This is a genomic window from Microbacterium sp. Leaf351 (genome assembly GCF_001423825.1).
In the GTDB taxonomy this organism is placed as follows: Bacteria; Actinomycetota; Actinomycetes; order Actinomycetales; family Microbacteriaceae; genus Microbacterium; species Microbacterium ginsengisoli.
This window is the reverse complement of record NZ_LMPK01000018.1, coordinates 97,210-99,824: the sequence shown is the minus strand read 5'-3', so window position 1 is coordinate 99,824 and position 2,615 is coordinate 97,210. Positions and strand designations below refer to the sequence as shown.

Sequence of the window (2,615 nt, the reverse complement as noted above, 5' to 3'; positions counted from 1 at the left end):
CCTGATCCTCCAGCTCGCGCGCGTACGCCTCGACCCTGTCGGCGAGGCGCGGATCGGAGGCACCGAGGATGCGCACGGCGAGCAGCCCGGCGTTCTTCGCGCCGCCGATCGAGACGGTCGCGACCGGGATGCCGCCGGGCATCTGAACGATCGACAGCAGCGAGTCGAGCCCGTCGAGGGTCGCGAGCGGCACCGGCACCCCGATGACGGGGAGGGCGGTGACGGAGGCGAGCATCCCGGGGAGGTGCGCGGCACCGCCGGCGCCCGCGATGATCGCCTTCAGGCCGCGGCCGCGCGCCTCACGCCCGTAGGCGATCAGCTTGTCGGGGGTGCGGTGGGCGGAGACGATCTCGACCTCGTGCGGCACGCCGAAGTCGCCCAGCACCTGGGAGGCGTCGGCCATCACCCGCCAGTCGGAGTCGGAACCCATCACGACCCCGACCAGGGGCGCGTCGGAGGAATGCAGCGCGCGCGTCACCCGTCCAGGCTAGGGCGCTCGTGCTGGACATCACCGCAACGGCGCGCGGTCACGGCATCCGGGCGCCGGCCGCCCGGCGCACGCCTCAGTCGAGGAAGAAGGATGCCGCGGCCACGGCGTCCGCGCGGACCGCGTCGAGATCGCTCCCCGACACGTTGACGTGGCCGACCTTCCGCCCGGGTCGGGGCGCCTTGCCGTAGGTGTGCACCTTCGCGTCGGGGTGCGCGGCCATCGCCGCAGCGAAGCGCTCGTCGAGCGATCCGGCGACGGGGCCGCCGAGCACGTTGATCATCACGGTCCAGGGCGCGCGCGCGGCGGTGTCGCCCAGGGGCAGATCGAGCACGGCACGCAGGTGCTGCTCGAACTGGCTGGTCACCGCGCCGTCCTGCGTCCAGTGGCCGCTGTTGTGCGGGCGCATCGCGAACTCGTTGACCAGCACGCGTCCGGAGGCCGTCGCGAACAGCTCCACCGCCAGCATCCCGGTGACGCCGACGCCGTGCGCGACGCCGGTCGCGATGCGGGTCGCCTCGGCGGCGACCTCGGGGGCGAGGCCCGCCGCCGGGGCGACGACCTCGGCACACACGCCGCCGCGCTGCACCGTCTCCACGACCGGATACGCGACGAGCTCCCCCGAGGGGCGGCGGGCGACCTGCGCGGCGAGCTCGCGGTCGAAGTCGACGAGCTCCTCGACGAGCAGCGCACCGCCGCGGCCATCCTCGGCGAGCGCCGCGAACCAGTCGTCGGCGTCGGTGGCCGCACCGACGACCCGCACGCCCTTGCCGTCGTAGCCGCCGCGCGGAGTCTTGACCACGGCGCGGCCGCCGTGGGAGGCGAGGAATGCACCCAGCGCCTCGGCGTCGGCGACCTCCGCCCAGTCGGGCTGAGGGAGGCCGAGCTCGGCGACCTTACGGCGCATCGCGAGCTTGTCCTGCGCGTACTGCAGGGCGTCCGGCCCGGGGTGCACGGCGACGCCGTCGGCGATGAGGGCGCGCAGCACGTCCTGCGGAACGTGCTCGTGGTCGAAGGTGAGCACGTCGACGTCTTTCGCGAACGCCCGCACCGTCTCGATGTCTCGGTAGTCGCCCACGGCCGTCGCGGCGAGCGCCGCCGACATGCCCGGCTCCTCCGCGAGCACGCGGATCTCCACGCCCAGCTCGACCGCCGGGGCGATCATCATGCGGGCGAGCTGCCCGCCCCCGACGACTCCGACGCGCACGGTCATGCGTCTCCCTTCGACCGATCCATTCTGCCGCAGGCGTCGCGACGGGTGCGCGTCAGAGGGTCTCGCCGGTGGTGTGACTGTCGCGGTGGGCCAGGATCTGTCCGACCTCGACCTGGTCGACGAGCACCTCGTGCACGAGGTTCACGTCGCGGATGCCGCGCAGCACGAGAGGTTTCTCGGTGCCGGAGGCGAGCTCGATCGTGCCCGCGCGCCACAGACGCTGCCACAGGCCGCGCCGGACGGTGATCGCATAGCCGCGCGTGTGACCGACCTCGCGGTGGGTGCGTGAGAGCAGACCGCTGCGCTCGATGACCCGGCGCGTCGTGATCGTGTAGGTGTGCGCGGACCACGCGAGATACGGCAGTACGACGAGCAGCACGATGACGATCGCGGCCACGGCGGGGACCACCCAGATCGGCAGCCCGAAAGGCGGGTCGAACAGGAAGTAGCCGGTCGCGCCGCACACAGCGATGAGCAGAAGCGCCGACCAGAACAGTCCGGCACCCACCGGTCGCATCCGGGCGATGCGCCGTTCGGGCGCGTCGACACCCGGGGCGGGGGTCTGCGGCCGGCCGTAGCCGTAGGCCGAGGTGTTGCTCACCCTCTCATTGTGGCGGCCGGTACCGACGGCGCGAGCTGCGCCACGCGGGACCGGAACGGCGAGCGACGCCCCACCTCACCGCACGTGGGTGACGTCTCCCGCTGCGACGGCCGTCTCACCCGCAGCCCCGCGCACGACCAGGCGTCCGTCGGTGTCGATGCGCACGGCCTCGCCCACGAGCGCGGAACCGTCGGGGAGGGACACGGTGACGGCGCGCCCGAGCGTCAGGCACAGCGCCTCGATCTCACCCCGCAGACCCGCCGCCGACGCGTCGCCTCCGGCTGCCGCGAGCGCGGCCAGCTGCTCGTCGAGAG

3 protein-coding genes and 1 pseudogene are annotated in these 2,615 nt (G+C 73.5%); all 4 read right to left on the bottom strand.

Features of this window, described 5'->3' with window-relative positions:
• Positions 1–430: 5-(carboxyamino)imidazole ribonucleotide mutase (gene purE / locus ASG00_RS07270; RefSeq protein ID WP_056208021.1), on the bottom strand; the 430-nt coding region annotated here is incomplete at its 3' end.
• Between the two features lie 133 nt (positions 431–563).
• Entirely contained in the window at positions 564–1,700 is a 1,137-nt protein-coding gene (locus tag ASG00_RS07265) for a 5-(carboxyamino)imidazole ribonucleotide synthase (protein WP_056207980.1), read from the bottom strand.
• A gap of 52 nt (positions 1,701–1,752) precedes the next feature.
• Positions 1,753–2,301 (bottom strand): PH domain-containing protein, encoded by a 549-nt coding sequence (locus tag ASG00_RS07260; RefSeq protein ID WP_056207977.1) that lies wholly within the window; start codon positions 2,299–2,301, stop codon positions 1,753–1,755.
• Positions 2,302–2,376: 75 nt separating this feature from the next.
• A pseudogene (locus ASG00_RS17625) lies at positions 2,377–2,615 on the bottom strand (biotin--[acetyl-CoA-carboxylase] ligase); the annotation flags it as partial.